This is a genomic window from Microcystis sp. M20BS1 (assembly GCF_020245305.1).
GTDB classification, from domain to species: domain Bacteria; phylum Cyanobacteriota; class Cyanobacteriia; order Cyanobacteriales; family Microcystaceae; genus Microcystis; species Microcystis ichthyoblabe_A.
The window spans coordinates 1-15,323 of sequence record NZ_JADBUZ010000086.1 but is presented as its reverse complement, the minus strand read 5'-3'; the positions used below and the strand labels follow the sequence as shown (position 1 = coordinate 15,323).

The window sequence follows — 15,323 nt, the reverse complement described above, 5'->3', positions numbered from 1 at the left end:
GCTGGATATTTCAGAACTTTCAAGGGATTCATCTCCGACCTATTCAAGACAATCAAAAGATTAGTAACTTAACGGATGAGAGGCGCAACATTTTGAGATTTTTTCCCAAACCTTGCCAGGAATATTATCTCTTATCTTGACCAGATGGATTGACTTCAAGGGGTAATGAAACTTAAGCACTACTCGAACATCTCGCCGCTAGATGTTAAGTCTGATTGCCCGTTTATTCTCAATAAGCACTGTTTATTGAGAATTACTGGGGGAACCCTGGAATTTTCGGCTTAGTTGCTGGCAGCTTGCCGCCAACTCACTCCTCTAGATAAGTATTTTGACTCACGCCCCTTCCTCTTTTGAGACGTTGTGACACTTAGGGTGCGGAATGTGGGCCTGAACATCCTGGGGATAGTCAGATTTCCCCCCCCGGCAAGAACTTCCCACTGTCCAGTACTCTAGAAGAGCCAAAAGTAAAAAGGAAAAAAAACGGAGATAAGAGTGGGAAAATTAACACTGATCACTGATAACTGATAATCCTGTGGCTGTTTTAAAAGATAATCGGGCTACTGTCCAAAAGGTTCTTTGGATCACCCTGCTGCTGAACATTTTGGTTATGGGGATCAAAGCGGGGGTGGGTTTGAGAATTAGTTCTTTGAGTTTGCAAGCGGATGCTCTCCATAGTGTCACCGATAGTGCTAATAATGTCTTGGGATTGGTAGCGATGCGGTTTTCCTCTCCCTATCCCGATCGAGATCATCCCTACGGACATCTGAAATACGAAGCGATCGGAGCTTTAGCGATCGCTGCCTTTTTGGGAATTGCCTGTTTTGAAATCTTGCAGGGGGCGATCATGCGTATTATTAAAGGCGGAAAACCTGTCGAGATTGCCGGTCCTGAATTATGGCTATTAATTATCGTTTTAGGGGTGAATATTTTTGTCACCTACTATGAGAGATCCGTGGGGCAGCGTGTCGGTAGTGCGATTTTGATTGCCGATGCTCGTCATACCATGAGTGATGTGTGGGTGACAATTACGGTTTTATTGGGGTTAGTTGGGGTTTGGGTGGGTAATACGGCTAATATTCCCCAATTACAATGGTTAGATGTGATTTTGTCCTTTCCCGTCGCTTTTTTGGTGTTTAGCAGTGGTTGGAAAGTTCTCAAGGAAAATTTACCTTTGTTAGTGGATGAAATGGCGATCGCTCCTGAAGTGATTCATCAAATTGTCATGGAGGTGCCGGGGGTGCTTAATTGTCATGCGATCGCGTCTCGGGGAGTGGTGGGAAGACAGGTATTTATGGAAATGCACCTAATTGTCTCCGCTCAAGATGTAGAAACTGCTCACGCAATCACGGAAGCGGTAGAAGCAAGATTAAGCCAACAATTTAGCCCTGTGAGAATTTTAATTCACGTTGAACCGCCGGATTATCACTCCGATAAGATCACTTTTGATGAAGAAGTGTGAAGCAAAAAAGCCTAAAATAAGTAGCGAACTTTTGCTAGAGGTGGCCATGGCGATAGAAAATCAAGCTAGAAGCATAGTAATTACTGGTGGAGCAGGATTTATCGGCTCGAATTTTGTTCATCATTGGTGCGAGAATTATCCTGAGGATCGTGTTATTGTTCTCGATGCTCTTACCTATGCGGGCAATTTGCATAATTTAGCGACACTGAAAGATAGAAAGAATCTCCGTTTTCTGCAAGGGGATATCTGCGATCGAGCTTTAGTTGATGAGTTATTTGCCAGTGAAAATATCGATACAGTTGCCCATTTTGCCGCCGAATCCCATGTGGATCGATCGATTCTTGGTCCTGGAGCTTTTGTGCAAACTAATGTGGTGGGAACTTTTACTCTATTAGAAAGTTTTCGGCAACATTGGTTAAGTAATCACCAACCCGATAACTATCGTTTTCTGCACGTTTCCACCGATGAGGTTTATGGCAGTTTAGGATTAGATGATCCGGCTTTTACCGAAACTACTCCCTATGCTCCTAATAGTCCCTATTCTGCCTCAAAAGCGGGGAGTGATCATCTAGCGAGAGCTTATTTTCATACCTACGGAATGCCGACAATTATTACTAATTGTTCTAATAATTATGGTTCTTATCATTTTCCCGAAAAGTTAATTCCTTTGATGTGTATTAATATTCTTTTGGGTAAACCTTTACCTGTTTATGGTGATGGTCAAAATGTTCGAGATTGGTTATATGTGCGGGATCATTGTCAAGCTTTAGATACAGTTATTCACAAAGGAAAAGCGGGAGAAACCTATAATATTGGCGGAAATAATGAGGTAAAAAATATCGATTTAGTCAGGATGTTATGTGATTTAATGGATGAATTAGCTCCCGATTTACCCGTGAAACCTGCTCAGAATTTAATTACTTTTGTCAAGGATCGCCCCGGACATGATCGCCGGTATGCTATTGATGCCACTAAAATTCGCACCGAATTAGGTTGGCAACCCGAAGAAACGGTAGAGGGGGGATTAAGAAAAACCATTCAATGGTATCTCGATCATCGGGATTGGTGGCAACCTTTGTTATCCAAAGAATATCAAGAGTATTATGGGAAAGTTTACGGTTAGAGAAGGGTAAGTAGTCGTGCAAAATTAATTTCCTAGTCAAGACGGGAGGCCTTTCAGTGATCAGTAAACAGTAAACAGTAATCAGTAATCAGTGAAAGGCTGCATCTCAATTTTATAGAAATATCTATATCATATTTTGGGCGCACGCAGTTCGATAAACTCACTGACCACGGTGCGCCCCTACCATTGGCGCAATAATATTATTGTAGGGGCGAATTGCATTCGCCCTCTTTTAATAACTGCTGCTGACCATAAGTGAGAGAAAGTCACAAATAGGAGATGCAGCCTACGGGAGACGCTCGACGGGATCAGATTTGAGTTTTTAGTTCACTGTTTACTGATCACTGATAAGATATCGGCGTTATTTTCAATAATATCGAATGGCTGCCGACCGTTCCCTCGATCGCCACTTGTGGAAATACCGCCGGGATGAGTTAGAATCGGAAAGAAGAATTTTTGAGTAACCATGATCAAATTACGTCTAAAACGCTTTGGTAAAAAACGCGAAGCCAGTTATCGTATCGTTGCGGCCGTTAGCACCAGTCGTCGCGATGGTCGTCCCCTAGAGGAATTAGGATTTTACAATCCCCGCACCGATGAAGTGCGTCTCGATGAAGAAGGAATCATCCGACGCTTACAACAAGGAGCGCAACCGACGGACACCGTGCGCAGCATTCTCACCAAACAGAAAATTTTCGAGAAAATCAATGCCTAGTACCCCCAATTATCTCGAACTGGTGAAATTTATGATCGAGCCGTTTTTGGAAGATCCGGCCAGTCTGAGATTGGATATCGAGCGCTGTAAGGAAAATGAACGTCTTTGGGTGCGTGTAGCCTTCGATGATGCCGATAAAGGCAAAGTTTACGGCCGGGGAGGACGCAATTTACAGGCGATTAGAACTACCCTAGAGATGGCGGCCGCAAATGCGGGTCGCTCTCTTTATCTAGAAGTCTATGCGGCCGAAAATGAAGGCGAACAGCGCCGCACCCGTCGTTCTAATGGTAACTTTGAAGGTACGGAAAGAAGGCCGAGCAATCGCCGACCACCTGCACCCCGGCAGCTCAACAACTAACGAGCGATTTTAGGAAAACAGGGAAGGGGTTTCATCCTCGACCCTCTCCAGTTGCTCTAATTGCTGCCAAACTTTGGCGAGTAAAGTGGTTAATCCGGCTCCTGTTACGGCGGAAATAGTCAAAATCTCGGCATTGGTTATTTTAGCAAACTGCCTTTGATAGTTATCTATCGTTTCCTCGTCCACAGCATCAATTTTGTTGAAAACCAGTATTTGCGATCGCTTTTCTAAGCCTCGACCATAGGCGGCCAATTCTCCTTCGATAATTTGATAATCGGCGATCGGGTCTTCTGCTGTCAAGGAAACAAGATGAATTAACAGGCGTGTACGTTCGATGTGGCGCAAAAATTCGTGTCCTAAGCCGATTCCTAGGTGCGCTCCCTCGATTAATCCAGGAATATCGGCGAATACCGTCCCATCTCCCGTGGGTTTGCGTACCACTCCCAAGTTAGGAATGAGAGTCGTAAAGGGATAATCGGCGATTTTGGGACGAGCAGAGGAAACGGCCGAGATTAGGGTGGATTTTCCCGCATTGGGCAGCCCGATAATGCCCACTTCCGCTAATAACTTCAATTCTAGGCGTAAATGGCGTTTTTCCCCGTCTAAACCGGGTAAAGCGTATTCGGGTGCGCGATTATTATTACTTAAAAAGTGTCGGTTGCCTAATCCCCCTTTTCCCCCGGCAGCCACGATTAAAGTCTGTTCGGGAGTGACCAAATCGCCGATAATTTCCTCGCTATCGAGATCATAAACCACTGTACCACAGGGAACTTTAATAATGCGATCGCTACCGTTGGCTCCAGTGCAGTTGTTAGGGCCGCCCCGTTTGCCGTCATCGGCCTTAAAATAGCGACTATACTGGAAATCTAGCAGGGTTTGCAGGTTCTGAGTCGCCACAAAAATCACCGAACCACCTTTTCCCCCATTACCTCCGGCCGGACCGCCAGCGGGGACGTATTTTTCCCGACGGAAAGCGACAATTCCATCACCTCCCTTACCCCCTTCTACTTCTATTTCGGCGCGATCAATAAACTGCATAAGATTAAATAATTAAAGTGAAAAAATGATCGAGATCAAAGCTGTTATAGGTTAATATCCTGCCAATTTAAAGCTTCTGCGAATCCCTGAAAATGTTTGACATTAGTGGTAGCGATGACTAGATAACGACTCGGATATTGTTTTTTTAATAACTGCCAATGAGCAAAAATAATAATATCTACGTCAATCTTGTAATTATCAGCCGTTTGTTTGCCAATCTTTCGAGTTTCTACCCAAATTTGTGACGATTCTAACATCACATCGGTATCTAAATTTAAAAAATCAATGACATTGCGTAATTCATTAAGATTATCTAGGCTATTAAAGGAATTTTTTTTGACCGATTCTAATAATAGGCTTCTTCTGACTTCATAATCACAGATATCGGAACTAACTACATAAACGCCCTTGGAGAAAAGTGAATAAAGCCAGTCTTCGCAGTCAGCTGGTTTACACGCTTTTTTAGGATGAGTTAGTAAACCCAAAACCCCCGAATCGATAAAGACAATCATCCTTGGCTATAAAGCTTTGAACCCAAAGGACGAGCATTATCAATCGCAGTCTGAAAATTGAGCAAACACTGGGAAATTTCTTGGTCTTGCTCATCGGTTATTTGTGACCGTTTTTGTCGTCTTTGTTCTAAGATAGCCAAGGCCGAACGATTTCGTTTAATTTGTTCTTTTCGATCCCAATCCGGATAATTGACGAGTTTAGGTTTTAATTGATTCATCTCTTTTAAGTAGGTGGGTGTTAAAAATTGCCAGACACCACCCTTATCAAGGGGGGAAGGGGGGATCAAAGACAGAATCTATCTTTAATTTAATTGATTCATCTCTTTGACTGGAAATTGTCTATCACAATCTTAGCCGATCCCTTGACACTTCACAACTCCAGTCACTATCTCCAAGGTTTTCAGTACATTTGTTCGGAAATAAAAAACTTGTTTCTGGGCGGGGAATCCCTACAATAGGAAACAGGATAATTAGTAGCAGATGAAAACCGATGGGGCAGTTTTTTAAACAAACTTTCGCTAGTTGCTTGGGAACTTTACTGGGATTATTGGCATTTTCGGTCTTAGGTGTGGGAGGATTAGCATTTTTACTGCTTTCCTTGCTTATTTCTAGCGATAGCTCCTCAGTTAAGGAAAAATCGGTCTTAGTTTTTAACTTGGCCACCAATATCAGCGATGCTCCTCCTAGTTCCAGTTTAGCCGATAGTTTGACCGGTGAGAGTACGACCACTTTAAATTTGCGACAGGTGATAGCGGCGATCGAAAAGGCCGCCCTTGATGATAACATTGTCGGTCTGTTACTCTATGGTCGCGACAATATCGGTGAATATGGCTATGCTACCCTGACGGAAGTGCGGCAAGCTTTGGCAAAATTTCGCCAATCGGGTAAAAAAATTATCGCCTACGATATGGAATGGACGGAAAAGGAATATTATCTCGCTTCCGTTGCTGAAACGGTGATTATTAATCCCGTGGGGAGAATGGAAATTAATGGTTTAAGTAGTCAACAAACCTTTTTTGCCGATGCACTAGAAAAGTATGGTGTGGGGGTGCAAGTGGTAAAAGTGGGTTCTTTTAAAGGTGCAGTGGAACCCTATACGCGTCAGGATTTAAGTGTCCAGAATCGTCAGCAGCTGCAAACCCTACTCGATACAATTTGGTCTAACTATAGTTCCACAGTGGCCAAAAGTCGCAATTTAACCCCCCAACAGCTGCAAACTATTTCTGATACTCAAGGTATTCTGGAAGCAACCACGGCAAAAGAGGCGGGTTTTGTTGATGAAGTGGCCTATTTAGATCGGGTAATTGTTTTAGCTAAAGAGTTGACGGGAGAAGCAAAAAATAAAACTAATGAGGAGGGAAATTCTAGCTCTTTTTCGCAAATTTCTTTAGCCAATTATGCTAGTTCTCTCGATGAGGAGGAAAATAGTAGCAATCAAATAGCGATAGTTTATGCAGAAGGGACAATCGTAGAAGGTCAGGGAGATAGAGGCCAAATCGGTGGGGATAAATTGGCGAAGGAACTGCGAAAATTACAGGGGAAGGAGGAGGTGAAAGCGGTAGTTTTGCGGATTAATAGTCCGGGGGGAAGTGCCACCGCTTCTGAGGTGATTCTGCGGGAAATTAAGCGTTTAGATGCGAAAAAACCGGTAATTATTTCTATGGGTGATGTGGCAGCTTCTGGGGGTTATTGGATCGCCATGGGGGGTCAAAGAATTTTTGCCGATAATGATACAATTACTGGTTCCATCGGTGTGTTTGGATTATTGTTAAATATCCAGAAGATTGCTAATAATAATGGCATCGATTGGGATACAGTGAAAACTGGAGAATTAGCCGATATATCTACTATTACCAGACCGAAAAATCCCCAAGAATTAGAAATTTATCAAGCGGCAGTTAATCGGTTCTATGATTTATTTATCGAGACGGTGGCCCAGGGGCGAAAATTATCCCCAGACAAGGTTAGAACTGTGGCCCAAGGTCGTGTCTGGACGGGAAAAGATGCGGTTAAAATTGGTTTAGTTGATCAAATTGGTGGTCTAGAAGTGGCAGTACAATATGCGGCCAAAACAGCTAAATTAGGGGATGATTGGAGTCTTCAAGAATATCCTCGATCGCAAAGTTGGCAAGAAGAACTTTTCTCTAATTTCTTGCAAACCTATCTTCCTCCTCTCACTAAAAATAATCATCCTTTGACGCAGGAATGGCAAAATTTTCAGCAGGAATTATTAAAGTTACCTACATTTAACGATCCCCATCGTGTTTATGCTAAGTTACTTTTTAATCTCGATTTTCGCTGATATTAGGTAAAAATAATGCTCGCTAATTCTGAAATTCTTTGACAAAAATTTCTATGAATCGCCCTAATAGTGTTATTCTTGGTTTAGCCTATATTCTGGGATTATTATCTACAGGTCTGGTAGATTTTAGTCCCCAGTTAAACCGATGGCAAGAAGTGATAATTAGAATTGTTATTCTTAGTCTAATTACCACGTTAACCACAATTTTTATCCGTCGTTTTTGGTGGCAAAGTCCCCCGAAAAAAATTTGGCTGATAGCGGGATTAATAGCTATATTTGCCGTTGTTTATCTAGAAATTCGCACTCCTTACCCCAGCGCAAACGATATCAGTCATCTTTTAAAAAATAATGTAGTTAACTCTATTAAAATCACGGGGAGTATTATATCAGAAATCCGTCTCAATCGCCGAGAAAATTTACAATTTTGGTTAGAAGTAAAAGAATTTAGCCTCAAGAATTTACCCACAAAAAAATCCGAGGGTAAACTCTACGTTACTCTACCAAATCTAGCAGAAAATCAGGTTTATCCCGGACAAGAAATAACAGTTAAAGGATTACTTTATCGTCCCCGTCGTGCCAATAATCCCAGTGCTTTTGACTTTGCTAATTATCTAGCGCGTCAGGGTGCTTTTGCTGGTTTAAAAGGGGAAATAATTATTGATAAAAAATCACCGACTTGGGGAGTTTGGCAGATTCGTCAGCGCATTGTTGAGGCACAAATTCAAGGACTAGGCCAAGAAAAAGGGACTTTATTAAGTTCCATTACCCTCGGACGACAAGCGGTTAATTTATCAGCAAAAATCACAGATTTATTTATTAAAACTGGATTGGCTCACATTTTAGCAGCTTCTGGCTTTCATGTGTCTATTTTGTTGGGATTTGTTTTAACTATTACTCGCAATTTATCCCCCAAAAAACAGTTTATTATTGCCGTTACTATCTTAATAATTTACGGCACCTTAACAGGGTTACAACCTTCAGTTATGCGGGCGATTTTGATGGGAATTGGGGCATTAATCGGTCTGCTTTATAATCGACAAGTTAATAGTTTAGGCTCCCTATTACTAGCGGCTACAATTCTATTATTATGGCAGCCTCTCTGGATTTGGGATTTAGGATTTCAGTTAAGCTTTTTAGCGACTTTGGGATTAATTATTACCGTTCCTTTACTGAAAAATAAAATTGACTATTTCCCTAATTTAATCGCTGAACCTATAGCTATTAGTCTAGCTGCCACTCTCTGGACTATGCCTTTATTAATGTTTACGTTTAACTCGATCGCTCTTTATAATATCCCCATTAATATTATCACAACTCCCCTAATTACCCTAATTAGTTTAGGAGGAGTTTTTACTGCTTTTTTAGGCTTAATTTATCCCCCTTTGGGCAGTATCGGCGCTAGTATTCTCTATTACCCTCTCAAGTTATTACTGCAAATTACCAACTTTTTTAGTCTGCTTCCTTTTAGTACCTACTCCACGGGTAAATTATCTTTAGGAGTGATGTTAATTATTTATATTTGCCTTACCTTAATCTGCTGCAACCTCTGGTTTCGTCAACGGTGGCATTTAGTTGGTTTATTTATCCTCACTTTAATTTTAATACCGATTATTTATCAACATTTAACTTTAACTCAGGTGACAGTTTTAGCCACCAAATCGCAACCGGTAATCATTATTCAAAATCGAGGAAATACTCTCTTAATTAATGGGGAGGAACCCGCAACAGCACGTTATACAGTTTTGCCTTTTTTGCGACAGGAGGGAATTAATCAAATACAAAGAGCAATAACCGTCAATAATTCGGCGCAATTCTCAACTATCAGTCAGAGCATACCGATTCAAAAAACTATTAATTTATCCCAGTTAGAAAAATTTAATCTTGGTGAAATTACTGGACAATTGCTCGAGAAAAATTTATTTAAATTTCAGGTAAAAAATCAATCTTGGCTATGGATTGTCAACCCGAAAATTCCCGTTAATTTATCCCAAGAATTCAGCCCCCTAGTGTTATTATGGCAGGGAAGCAATCTAGATAAACAATGGCTAGAGTCAATTCGACCACAAACAGCGATCGCTGTCACTAACAATCTCTCCCGCAATGCCAAAAATCAACTGAGAAAGGCCCGGATTAAGACTTACTGGACCGGGAGAGATGGAGCGATTCAATGGACAGCAAAAAATGGATTTCAACCCTTTCTAATTAATGAGTAATTTGTACTACCAAAACTGAACAGGGAGCATGATGTACCACATAATTACTGACACTACCTAAGATTAACTCAGATAAACCCGATCGACCGTGACGACCAACAATAATTAAATCTATCCCCTCCTGCTGGGCAACTTGACAAATTTTCTGCCCCGGATCACCGATATAATAATCAGCCTTGGCCGTGATATTATCTTCCTTAGCTCGATCAACTAAACCGTTTAACCAAGCTTGTAATTCCGCTTGCATTTCTTCGGTGATTTGTTGTTCTAAGGCGATCATATCGGGGGGATAACCGCCACCATAACCGATCAGATTACCATAAATAAAAGTTTCCGTGTAGGGAGTCAAAGGTTGAGACATACTATAAACAATTCGCAACTCACTAGCGTAGGTTTTCGCTAAGAGAATAGCCGCATTCAATACCTCTGGAGTGGGATCTTGATAATCCACAGCCACGAGAATTTTATTATAGAGTTTGTTGGTATCTCGATCGACTGAGATTGTTTCCGTATTATCCATAGAATTAGCCTCCTCGATAGCAGATAACGTCAGGGTTGAAGTTAATCTTTTTTCCCATCGGCTGCCAGCAATACCCGGGGGAAATAGCCAAAAATTGCTGAAAGCTGATGATTGATAGTTGACGATCCCCTACCTCTAGTGTGACATTTTTCGGATGATTTAGCTGAATTAGCAAAAAAATTAACAATTTACCCTACTGTCACCCCTGTCCTTACTTATAGCAGTTATCTTAATGGTGAGGTATGAGGTTTTCGTTTTGGTGAGACTCCGAGACGATACCCGATCAGTTTATGCTTCATCTTTATGAGAAACACCGTAACTAGAAAAATGGTCAATTAATGGGATAAATGCAATTTTTGTCTTTTTCTCTTGCCTTGAGAGATTTGCCCAGAGCAGCTGCGGTATATAATCCAATTAGAGCGAGTTCTAAACCAACAACTTATGATTAGTCGCTACATTATTCTATGGCTCCCGATGATCGTAATAGGAATTAGTAACGGTATTCTCAGGGAAAGCACCTACGGAAAATATCTCGATGAACTACGCGCTCATCAAATTTCTACCCTGACAGGAATCCTCTTTTTTAGTCTTTATATTGGCACTCTTGTCTATTTTTGGGGTCTAGAATCGTCCGGTCAAGCAATTACCATCGGTTTAATTTGGTTACTATTAACAGTGGGTTTTGAATTTCTGTTCGGCCATTTTATCGCCGGTCACTCTTGGTCAAGATTAGGGCAAGATTATAATCTTTTAGCGGGACGAGTTTGGATTTTGGTTCTCTTGGTCATTACTTTTGCTCCCTTACTATTTTATCAACTTTTTTCTTAATTATGAAAGCTATTATCATTAATCGCTATGGCGATAGTAATGTTCTCCAATACACAGACATAGAAAAGCCAATTCCCCAAGGGAAAGAAGTCTTAATTAAGATTATGGCAGCGGGAATTAATCCGATTGATTGGAAGATTCGTCGGGGGATGCTCAAAATAGCCACAGGTAATAAATTTCCCCTGCAATTAGGTTTTGATTATAGTGGAATTATCGTTGAAAAAGGTAGTCAGGTGGAACAATTTCAGATCGGAGATGAGGTTTTTGGTTTTCTCAATCAATTGCCCGGTAAAACCTATGCTGAATATGCAATTATTCCCGCTTCCCTCTTAGTTAAAAAACCGCATAATCAGAGTTTTATTGAAGCTGCCGCCACTCCTTTAGCTGCTTCTACCGCTTTGCAAGTCTTGCGAGATTTTGGCAATATTCAAGCAGGAAATCGGATTTTAGTTAATGGTGCATCGGGAGGAGTGGGTAGTTTTGCTGTGCAGATAGGAAAAATTTTCTCCGCGCAAGTAGATGGAGTTTGTAGTAGTAAAAATATCGATTATGTCACCTCTTTAGGAGCCGATAAAGTTATCGATTATACCCAAGAAGATTGGAGAAAAACCGAGCAGAAATATGATATAATCTTCGATGCTGTGGCTAAGTCTTCTTTTTGGCACTGTCGTCAGCTTTTAAAACCCCAAGGCACCTATATAACCACCCTCCCAAATCCCGGAATTATCTTCCTAAATTATCTCGGTGCTTGGTTGCCCCAAAAAGGGAAACTGATATTTTTTGCTCAAGCACAAGCGTCTGACTGGCAATTTCTCAAAGAAGCGATCGAATCGGGTAAATTAACTGTTAGAATCGATCGCACCTATACTTTTTCCCAGGTGGCAGCAGCTCATAATTATAGTGAATCGGAAAGAGTGCGAGGAAAAATAGTCCTGATCCCCGATTAAGGATAAATAGTTAGGGATTTTTCTGTTTTTTTGGGGAACGAGTAAATAGTTTTAAGTAGGTAGAAACAGAGAATTCTTTAATTGGAAAGGTGATAAAAGTCAAGGGATTAATAGTAATAATAATATTGCGGCTATCCCTCTGTACCGCCTTGATAATCTGTTTAGCCACCCAATCGGCGGACATAATACCCACAGGATTTAAATTACTCTTAAAAGGGCCAAGAATTAGCTTTCTTACCACACAGGGAGCATCTAAACGACGCAGGGTAATCATATCACCGATCGCTCGTTTACTGAGTTCGTAGAGGGGACTAAAGGCAGGATTAACCTCTGCTTCCGAGGTATTCACCCAGACTTCCTTGCGGGCAATTTGCTCGTTAGTGCGGACAGTTTTGAAGAATAATTCCATTAAACGCCAGACGGAAAAAGTGTTCACTTGGTAGGCTAATTCGATCGCTTCTGGGGTTCTTTGGCCGTGGACATTAACGCCATGATTTAAAATCAGTATATCTACAGACTTAAATAGGTCCTCAAGTTGCGTTTCTTCACCGATTTGCCATTGTACGGTTTTTACAGGTACTGATTCGCCGTTAATTTCAATGGCGATCGCATTCTCCCCAGAAGTGAGCGCGATTACCTTGGCTCCCTTCAGTTGTAGGTACTTTAACAGCGATCGCCCTAAAGTTCCATTCGCTCCGGTAATGGCGATCGTTTTACCCTTGAGAGAAAGTGCCGTCCCCATCAATTTATCCATAAAGGTGAAAGTTCCACAATAATAAGCCTTTTGGTTATCAAAATGGTGTCGCCAGTGGTAAGTACGATTAACGCGCCATTGAGCGGGGAAACTCTCAAATTGCCCCGGACGATGGGTTAAATCGGTTAATTCCTCCAGATTGGCGATCCCTAAACCTCGACCGATCGCCGTGCTGAGAAAAGCCAAAGTATAAAGGGAACCTAACCAACCCAACCAAGGGCGATCGAAACCCCAAGAGTAGGCCAGTAGTACCGGTAAAACACTGGCAGCCAACATAACCAAGGCCTCCGGTACATCATTGTACCAGTGGGCCCGACGATAAATTTCCTCGCTCATTACCGACAGATCGGGACGAAAAACCCGATGATGCCAGACGTGCAGACGATAAAGGGGCTGCCAATGGTGGGCCAGAGCATGATAGCAATCACGCACGATCTCCACCCAAATAATTGAGCCACAAATCAGTCCGACACAGAGGAGCAGGTTTGACATAGGGGATAAATGTTAAATTTTCTCAACGAATGTAAACAAAGTAATCTTAGCCCAAAAAAGCGCATTTATCGGGTAAAAGGAACCAATAGCCTGAAAAACTGGGGTTTCTTTCCCGAAAAAAACTTAAGATTCCGTTAAAAATTTTAACAATTTTCGGTAAGATAAAGCAAGAAATAAGCTTCTATTTGAACAGTTACTTAACCTGAGTCGATTATGGCAGAAAATTATTGGTCGCGAGAGGATGATAACGAAGAATTAGACCCGATTGGTTCTCTCCTATCTGACTGGTCCGATCCCGAAGATGAGGAGGACGAATTTAGGAGCGAAATTTTTCAAGGCCGATCGGGACGCAGACAGAAAGCGGCTTTTAGCCTCATGGCGATCTGGACAATAATTATCGGACTTCATTGGCTGAGTTGGGGTTATTGGGCAATTATCGCCCTAACTATGGTACTATCGGGGCAAGCTTTGCGGCTGCTGTTCACGAAACCAGAAACGCCGCCAATTCCCTTACTGGATAAGGATTTAACCTCTGTCCCCAGGGTGTCCCTCTTAGTAGCGGCCAAAAATGAAGAAACCGTAATCACGAAACTGGTTAATTATCTCTGTCATCTAGACTATCCCCAAGATAAGTTAGAAGTCTGGATCGTCGATGACTATAGCACCGATAACACCGGTGCGATTCTCGATCGCCTTACTTTAGAATATCCCCAATTAAAAATTCTCCATCGTCCTGCTAATGCCGGAGGTGGCAAATCCGGCGCCTTGAATCAGGTTTTATCCCTGACTAACGGGGAAATTATCGGCGTATTCGATGCCGATGCGGGATTATCCTCCGATTTACTCCGTCATGTGGTCCCAATGTTCGACGATCGAGAAGTGGGTGCGGTACAGGTGCGAAAAGCGATCGCCAATGCCGCCGAAAACTTCTGGACAAAAGGACAAGCGGTAGAAATGATCTTTGATAGCTGTTTCCAACAGCAACGGATCGCAGTGGGAGGGATCGGAGAATTGCGCGGAAATGGTCAATTTGTCCGTCGTAGTGCCTTAAATCGTTGCGGGGGTTGGAATGAACAAACGATCACCGACGATCTTGATTTAACTATTCGTCTCCATATCGATAATTGGAAAATTAATGTCTTAAATTTTCCCGCAGTAGCAGAAGAAGGGGTGACAACTGCGATCGCTTTATGGCATCAGCGCAATCGTTGGGCCGAAGGTGGTTTTCAGCGTTATCTCGACTATTGGAAAGCGATTTTAAAGTCTCCCATGCCTTGGCCGAAAAAGTTTGATTTAATTGCTTTTTTGCTCGTTCAATATATCTTACCTGCGGCCGCTATTCCCGATCTTTTAATCACTATTACCCAGCATCAAGCTCCGATTTTAACTCCTTTAACTGGTTTGGCTCTTTCCCTTTCTCTCTGGGGGATGGTGACAGGATTAATCCGAGTCAATACGGGTAAAAAATTCACTTTTGTTCTCGGTTTAGACATCCTTGCTCAAACCCTTCGCGGCATGATTTATATGATGCACTGGTTTATTATTATTCCCAGTGTCAGCCTCCGGATGGCTTTGCGTCCTAAACGTTTAAAATGGGTGAAAACCGTTCATCTGGGGGAACATCTCAGCGCCGAAGTTTAATTTTCGAGGATAGACTCCAAAAACTTTGGCCTTATCAGGCTCGAAATCCCCTGTCAGTCAAGGTTACAGCCTTTGGAAACCCCTTTCGGAAAAATTTCCAATTTCCTTAATCATGCTTGCTACCAATAATGTGTTAATTTAGATACAGAATTGAATTCCGTGACAGCACTGGGGTGGCGAAAAGCGCTCGCTCCAGTTTTTTTTCTCGAGAAGGTAATGATTCGGTAGTAGTGGCGTAGCTCTGTTGCTTACCTGGTATGAATTGTGTAAAATATTTATGAATAAAAATAATTGGAACCCGATCAGTCTTTAAACCTCTAGCTTGATCATGACTTTTCTGATAAATATCTTTTTCTGGCTTCTGTCTGGCTTACTCAAATATCAGTCTAGCACCGAACAAAATCCCCCCTTCACCTCTATT

Annotated in this window: 15 protein-coding genes; 9 read left to right on the top strand and 6 right to left on the bottom strand. The window is 42.0% G+C overall.

The features are described from left to right. Nucleotides 1–532 precede the first annotated feature (532 nt). Together cdf31 and rfbB are read left to right on the top strand one after the other, a co-directional pair. A complete protein-coding gene (gene cdf31 / locus IM507_RS08820; RefSeq protein ID WP_069473851.1) occupies nt 533–1,459 on the top strand; it encodes a CDF family zinc efflux transporter Cdf31 in 927 nt (308 codons plus the stop codon). Nucleotides 1,460–1,505: 46 nt separating this feature from the next. Then, nucleotides 1,506–2,582: a dTDP-glucose 4,6-dehydratase gene (gene rfbB / locus IM507_RS08815; protein ID WP_287636907.1), complete on the top strand. Its 1,077-nt coding sequence runs from the start codon at nt 1,506–1,508 to the stop codon at nt 2,580–2,582. 327 nt (nt 2,583–2,909) lie between these two features. Here rfbB and IM507_RS08810 read toward each other — a convergent pair whose 3' ends face one another. After that, nucleotides 2,910–3,050 carry a hypothetical protein gene (locus tag IM507_RS08810; protein ID WP_287636906.1) on the bottom strand — a complete coding sequence of 47 codons (141 nt, stop codon included), beginning with the start codon at nt 3,048–3,050 and terminating at the stop codon, nt 2,910–2,912. Here IM507_RS08810 and rpsP point away from each other — a divergent pair. After that, nucleotides 3,049–3,297 (top strand): 30S ribosomal protein S16, encoded by a 249-nt coding sequence (gene rpsP, locus IM507_RS08805; RefSeq protein WP_002736858.1) that lies wholly within the window; start codon nt 3,049–3,051, stop codon nt 3,295–3,297. The two genes, IM507_RS08810 and rpsP, sit on opposite strands and share 2 nt — an antisense overlap. Beyond that, the gene (locus IM507_RS08800; RefSeq protein ID WP_002736767.1) at nt 3,290–3,655 is read left to right on the top strand and encodes a KH domain-containing protein; all 366 of its coding nucleotides are present in this window, start codon (nt 3,290–3,292) and stop codon (nt 3,653–3,655) included. The genes rpsP and IM507_RS08800 overlap by 8 nt, the downstream gene beginning before the upstream one ends. Before the next feature lie 9 nt (nt 3,656–3,664). Here IM507_RS08800 and obgE read toward each other — a convergent pair whose 3' ends face one another. From obgE to IM507_RS08785, 3 genes are read right to left on the bottom strand one after another with little or no spacing between them, the layout of a single operon-like run. Then, the gene (gene obgE / locus IM507_RS08795) at nt 3,665–4,693 is read right to left on the bottom strand and encodes a GTPase ObgE (protein ID WP_002736999.1); all 1,029 of its coding nucleotides are present in this window, start codon (nt 4,691–4,693) and stop codon (nt 3,665–3,667) included. 44 nt (nt 4,694–4,737) lie between these two features. After that, entirely contained in the window at nt 4,738–5,205 is a 468-nt protein-coding gene (locus IM507_RS08790) for a type II toxin-antitoxin system VapC family toxin (protein WP_002736523.1), read from the bottom strand. Continuing rightward, nucleotides 5,202–5,423, bottom strand: a complete 222-nt coding sequence (locus IM507_RS08785; RefSeq protein WP_150978015.1) for a hypothetical protein — start codon at nt 5,421–5,423, stop codon at nt 5,202–5,204. The genes IM507_RS08790 and IM507_RS08785 overlap by 4 nt, the downstream gene beginning before the upstream one ends. Before the next feature lie 272 nt (nt 5,424–5,695). On the opposite strand from IM507_RS08785, the gene sppA reads away from it, so the two are divergent. Continuing rightward, nucleotides 5,696–7,507, top strand: coding sequence for a signal peptide peptidase SppA (gene sppA, locus IM507_RS08780; protein ID WP_287636905.1), 1,812 nt, complete (start codon nt 5,696–5,698; stop codon nt 7,505–7,507). Between the two features lie 53 nt (nt 7,508–7,560). Beyond that, nucleotides 7,561–9,720 (top strand): ComEC/Rec2 family competence protein, encoded by a 2,160-nt coding sequence (locus IM507_RS08775; protein WP_123229991.1) that lies wholly within the window; start codon nt 7,561–7,563, stop codon nt 9,718–9,720. On the opposite strand, the gene IM507_RS08770 is transcribed toward IM507_RS08775, so the two are convergent. Next, nucleotides 9,710–10,240, bottom strand: coding sequence for a universal stress protein (locus IM507_RS08770; RefSeq protein ID WP_002736636.1), 531 nt, complete (start codon nt 10,238–10,240; stop codon nt 9,710–9,712). The two genes, IM507_RS08775 and IM507_RS08770, sit on opposite strands and share 11 nt — an antisense overlap. Nucleotides 10,241–10,681: 441 nt before the next feature. Between IM507_RS08770 and IM507_RS08765 the strand changes: the two genes are divergently transcribed. Continuing rightward, complete coding sequence (locus IM507_RS08765; protein ID WP_069473856.1) at nt 10,682–11,068, top strand: hypothetical protein; 387 nt, start codon at nt 10,682–10,684, stop codon at nt 11,066–11,068. Between the two features lie 2 nt (nt 11,069–11,070). After that, nucleotides 11,071–12,015, top strand: a complete 945-nt coding sequence (locus IM507_RS08760; RefSeq protein ID WP_069473857.1) for an NAD(P)-dependent alcohol dehydrogenase — start codon at nt 11,071–11,073, stop codon at nt 12,013–12,015. Between the two features lie 10 nt (nt 12,016–12,025). On the opposite strand, the gene IM507_RS08755 is transcribed toward IM507_RS08760, so the two are convergent. After that, the gene (locus IM507_RS08755) at nt 12,026–13,261 is read right to left on the bottom strand and encodes a bifunctional sterol desaturase/short chain dehydrogenase (protein WP_016514260.1); all 1,236 of its coding nucleotides are present in this window, start codon (nt 13,259–13,261) and stop codon (nt 12,026–12,028) included. A gap of 213 nt (nt 13,262–13,474) precedes the next feature. Between IM507_RS08755 and IM507_RS08750 the strand changes: the two genes are divergently transcribed. Beyond that, nucleotides 13,475–14,902, top strand: coding sequence for a glycosyltransferase family 2 protein (locus IM507_RS08750; protein ID WP_002736917.1), 1,428 nt, complete (start codon nt 13,475–13,477; stop codon nt 14,900–14,902). Nucleotides 14,903–15,323: the final 421 nt, after the last annotated feature.

What these genes read in the sequence shown, in the direction of transcription:
- rfbB (WP_287636907.1), top strand. Translation starts at nt 1,506, where the DNA reads ATGGCGATAGAAAATCAAGCTAGAAGCATAGTAATTACTGGTGGAGCA.
- rpsP (WP_002736858.1), top strand. Translation starts at nt 3,049, where the DNA reads ATGATCAAATTACGTCTAAAACGCTTTGGTAAAAAACGCGAAGCCAGT.
- IM507_RS08810 (WP_287636906.1), bottom strand. Translation starts at nt 3,050, where the DNA reads ATGGTTACTCAAAAATTCTTCTTTCCGATTCTAACTCATCCCGGCGGT.
- IM507_RS08800 (WP_002736767.1), top strand. Translation starts at nt 3,290, where the DNA reads ATGCCTAGTACCCCCAATTATCTCGAACTGGTGAAATTTATGATCGAG.
- obgE (WP_002736999.1), bottom strand. Translation starts at nt 4,693, where the DNA reads ATGCAGTTTATTGATCGCGCCGAAATAGAAGTAGAAGGGGGTAAGGGA.
- IM507_RS08790 (WP_002736523.1), bottom strand. Translation starts at nt 5,205, where the DNA reads ATGATTGTCTTTATCGATTCGGGGGTTTTGGGTTTACTAACTCATCCT.
- IM507_RS08785 (WP_150978015.1), bottom strand. Translation starts at nt 5,423, where the DNA reads ATGAATCAATTAAAACCTAAACTCGTCAATTATCCGGATTGGGATCGA.
- sppA (WP_287636905.1), top strand. Translation starts at nt 5,696, where the DNA reads ATGGGGCAGTTTTTTAAACAAACTTTCGCTAGTTGCTTGGGAACTTTA.
- IM507_RS08775 (WP_123229991.1), top strand. Translation starts at nt 7,561, where the DNA reads ATGAATCGCCCTAATAGTGTTATTCTTGGTTTAGCCTATATTCTGGGA.
- IM507_RS08770 (WP_002736636.1), bottom strand. Translation starts at nt 10,240, where the DNA reads ATGGATAATACGGAAACAATCTCAGTCGATCGAGATACCAACAAACTC.
- IM507_RS08765 (WP_069473856.1), top strand. Translation starts at nt 10,682, where the DNA reads ATGATTAGTCGCTACATTATTCTATGGCTCCCGATGATCGTAATAGGA.
- IM507_RS08760 (WP_069473857.1), top strand. Translation starts at nt 11,071, where the DNA reads ATGAAAGCTATTATCATTAATCGCTATGGCGATAGTAATGTTCTCCAA.
- IM507_RS08755 (WP_016514260.1), bottom strand. Translation starts at nt 13,261, where the DNA reads ATGTCAAACCTGCTCCTCTGTGTCGGACTGATTTGTGGCTCAATTATT.
- IM507_RS08750 (WP_002736917.1), top strand. Translation starts at nt 13,475, where the DNA reads ATGGCAGAAAATTATTGGTCGCGAGAGGATGATAACGAAGAATTAGAC.